A 3772-nucleotide genomic window follows, 5' to 3' on the forward strand; every position below is an offset into this window, starting at 1 on the left:
TCGAATCGACGACTGTCAAAGAATTAAAGGCAAAGATCGAAGAATTGCGCGGGGAAGTGGCGGAAAAAGAGAATAAGATCACCGAATTGGAGTGGAACGCGGAGGCGGAACGGCTGAAAACGTCAGAAAATCCCGATCAACCGGAAAATACTGAGGCGCTTTCCGCAGCGCAATCAGCGGCGGAGCAGGCGCAAGCGGAGGCAGAGCGCGCCCGCGAAGAGGCGGACGCAAAGGCAGCGGAGGCTGCACACGCGCGCGCGGATGCAGAGGCGCTGCGCGAAAAGATCAAAAAGTTGGAAGAGGATAAAAAGAAACTCAACGACAAACTGAAAAACCCGCCCGTCAAAGAGGTTGAAAACGCGGAAACGATCGCGGCCCGTGATAGGGCTATTGCGGAACTCGCGGAAAAGCAAGCGGAGATCGAGCGGCTGAATAAAAAACTACTCATAGCCGACGATGCGGCCATGACGGAATTTAAAATCAAGTTTTCAGATTGGCAGAAACTCGGAAACGATCTATTGGGCGTACTTGAAAAAATGAAAGACGAACTGCGTGAGAAAAGCCGCGCGGCGTTCCTCGCCGTTGTACGGGGGTGGCAGTCATGATCGGAACGGAATTTGTGAAAATGTGCCGTGAGGATATCGAAACGCACAAAGACAAAGAAGTACTGGCAATGCTGCTGCAAGCGGTCGAAACATTGATCAATGAAAATCCCGGATGCGAAGTAGATTCGGGTAAAACGATCGACGGATTATGGAAAGAAATGCACGAGTTTGCGAAAGAAAACGCACATTCCAATATCTATATGTTCGATCCCGAATATGCGAAAAAATTCATCAGCGAACATCTCGGCATGACCGAACGGAAATTCGTGAATTTGGAGGATTTCATATGATCTTCGAAGGCTACGAATTTGATGCAAGTTACCGTCCTGCGGATTATGAAAGCAGGATCCGCGAAGGGATGCCGTTCGGCGTTGCGTTTTATCTCGATCAAAAATACGTTTTTGATGAGAATGATATATTTCTTCTGGAAAGTCCCAAGAAAGACGGGATCGTGATCTATTGCCCGCAGCACGGAAAAATTTTCGAAGAAGATAAAAAGGCTTTGATGAGCCAAGGCTGCGGCTGTCACGCGGGAAACGTATCGCGGATGCAGGACGTATGCCCGTATGAAAGAACCTGCGCGCAATCGTGTTACCTCAAAAATGCAGTATACGAACATAAAGATCTGATCCGCAAGAGCGATATTGCCTTTTACCAGCGCACAAAGCAGGGGATCGTATTGCGAGCGTTTCGAGTCGCCTTTGATTTTTCGGGCGAGAAGTACGAACTTCGCCGCGACGGAGAGATGAGCGAAACCGAATGGCTGCGAATTTTTTATAATGCGAATCGTACAACGGCAATCTATTCGCGGCTAAAATCGAATTACAATCCGTACTCGGGATGTACAACGATCACGGAAAGGCAATGGCGTAAGAAAAAATTATTCCAACGAATTGCAGATTTTAACCTATTGGAGCAGGAAACGAAAGGCACGTTATTGGAAGGCTATACAAAGTATTTCGAATTATCGCAGGGCTACATTACAGACGAAGTACTGCAAGCGATACTGCTTTTGGCTCTGTTCGACACGCCCGCATTGAAAGAAGTGATAAAGGCGGGGTATTACGGGATCGCAAAAGACTATATTTTTTCGTTTACCGACGAAGGATCGAATTTCGGGAAAATCATCAAGAAAAGATGCCGCACGCTCAAAGACTTTTTTGAAATTGAGATATCCAAACTCGACGCACTGACGGAAGAAGAGAAAGCCTCGCTGAAAACAACGGATATCCCCATAATTAGGCGGCTCGTGAAAGCAGACGTCGGTATCACGCGCGATAAACTCGAAATATGCCGCAATCACCATTTTAACGAATTTGCGGACAGATGCGATGCAGAGCGCTTGCGTCGAACTCTGAAATATTTGAACAGACAGGAAATCGCAAAGTGCAACGTTCTTGGTGACTACTTCGATTATATAGAGCAGGCAGAGCGTCTGCACCTGAACATGGCAGACGAACAAGTGCTGTACCCGAAAGATCTGAGCCGTGCACACTCTCGTACTTCGAGCCTCGTTCAGTATGAAACCGCAAAAGAACTTTGTGCCAAGTTTGAAGAAAAGGCATCCGAATATCAAAGTTATTGTTTCCGTCAACGAAATATATCCCTACGCCCGATACGGACGATAGCGGAACTGAAATACTACGCGACGTTATTTTCGAACTGTTCGGCGGGGTATGCGGATCGGATCGTTGCGGGTAACTCGATGATCTTTGTGGCAGTGGATCGCCGCCAACCAAAAAAGCCGTTTTATATGCTGGAATACAATCCGCATACAGAGCGGATCGTGCAATGCCGTGGCTATGACAACAAGGGCGGACGCGACAGCGATCCGCAGATTGCAAGTTTTTGCGAACAATGGCTTTCGTTTATAAAAGAGCGCAAGCAGATTCGCGTAAAGATAGCGGGGTAGGAGGGAAATATGCCAAAAGCATTGATTTTAGATGATTACGATGAAATCGGCAACAGGGAAAGAATGAATCTGGAAGGCCGCAGCATACTGGCATTGCAAGAAAACGACGGACGAATCAAAGGGATCTGTTACGGCGCTAATCCGAAACAACGGGATGTTTTTTATATGCAGGTAATCGAAGAATTGAGCCGTGCACTATATAAGAGCATGAGCCGAACGGACTTTATCAGATTTCAGAACGAACTGCTGTTGAAACTGGGGGTGTAGCGTGTGTATAAAACATTCGAATACGCAGTCGGTGACTCATGGCTCGTGGGGATGTACGGAAACAAAGCGGTGTACACGATCAAAAAAGCGGAGTTCCGCGCACGGGATCGGAAAGAGATCTACACGGTAGACGTGGATGGCACGCTGTTTAAGTATACAAGAAACCGCTTGCATTTTATTTTGCATTTAGGCGTGTTCAAGAAATTGAAAAGCGGTACATATTCGAAATACAAGATCCCCGAACCGCCCGCGTCGGTAATCCGCGGCTATTATGCGCAGATGCGAGCGAAAGAGGCTGCGCGCCTCGAACGAATGAACGAAAAACTCGGAGCGGATGCGCGGTATCAGAAGATCCAACAAGAAATATCGGTATTATCCCACGACATAGCGAAAGCGGAATTTAACCGAGGCGATGCGTTCGAGATCCGTATATTAAAAACGAAACTGGACGCGGCGAAACGCGAACGCGCGGCGATACTCGCATTATTCGGAATGGATCAGGCTGCGCTGCAAAAAAAGGTGCAGTGTAAAGCCTGCGGCGATATGGGATATTTGCCGAACGGCAAGCCGTGCGAATGCGTGGAAAAACACCTTCCAAAAATAATGGAGCATTGGGAGAAGTCGAAAGATGAAAAAGGAGAACGAAAAGCCCGTTGACGAACCGGACGGGGCGCAGGAAGAAGAAACACGGGAAGAAACGCCGGAAGAAAAAAGCCGCCGCGAGTGCGCCGTACTTATGGCGCTATGCATGGAAATGTCGGAGCGGATCAGCCAAAGTTTTGCTGCGGATCAGGAATTTATAGCCTTAAACAAAGCGATCGAGGGCGCATATGAAGAATACCGCGCCCTTATGGAAAACGGGAAACATACGAAACGCGCGCGGCGTGAGTTGGAAAAAAGGCAGAATGAACTGAATTATTACTGTTTCTACAAAGATATCAATGCGTATTTATTGACGAATCCGCGCGCGTATGCGTGTATGCTCTGC

The 3772-nt window shown here is 47.8% G+C and carries 6 protein-coding genes; all 6 read left to right on the plus strand.

The features are described from left to right. Positions 1-605 (plus strand): hypothetical protein (locus ESZ91_RS11695; RefSeq protein WP_201270917.1); only part of this gene is annotated, 605 nt, incomplete at its 5' end. Next, positions 602-895, plus strand: a complete 294-nt coding sequence (locus ESZ91_RS11700) for a hypothetical protein (protein ID WP_161970974.1) — start codon at positions 602-604, stop codon at positions 893-895. The genes ESZ91_RS11695 and ESZ91_RS11700, both read left to right, overlap by 4 nt. Then, complete coding sequence (locus ESZ91_RS11495; protein WP_161970975.1) at positions 892-2517, plus strand: PcfJ domain-containing protein; 1626 nt, start codon at positions 892-894, stop codon at positions 2515-2517. The genes ESZ91_RS11700 and ESZ91_RS11495 overlap by 4 nt, the downstream gene beginning before the upstream one ends. A gap of 9 nt (positions 2518-2526) precedes the next feature. After that, complete coding sequence (locus ESZ91_RS11500; RefSeq protein WP_129222915.1) at positions 2527-2784, plus strand: hypothetical protein; 258 nt, start codon at positions 2527-2529, stop codon at positions 2782-2784. A gap of 3 nt (positions 2785-2787) precedes the next feature. Continuing rightward, positions 2788-3441, plus strand: a complete 654-nt coding sequence (locus tag ESZ91_RS11505; protein ID WP_129227441.1) for a P-loop NTPase family protein — start codon at positions 2788-2790, stop codon at positions 3439-3441. Then, positions 3413-3772, plus strand: a 360-nt coding sequence (locus tag ESZ91_RS11510; protein ID WP_153187725.1) for a hypothetical protein, incomplete at its 3' end; no start/stop codon positions are given. The genes ESZ91_RS11505 and ESZ91_RS11510, both read left to right, overlap by 29 nt.

Source organism: Candidatus Borkfalkia ceftriaxoniphila, from assembly GCF_004134775.1.
Lineage (GTDB): Bacteria > Bacillota > Clostridia > Christensenellales > Borkfalkiaceae > Borkfalkia > Borkfalkia ceftriaxoniphila.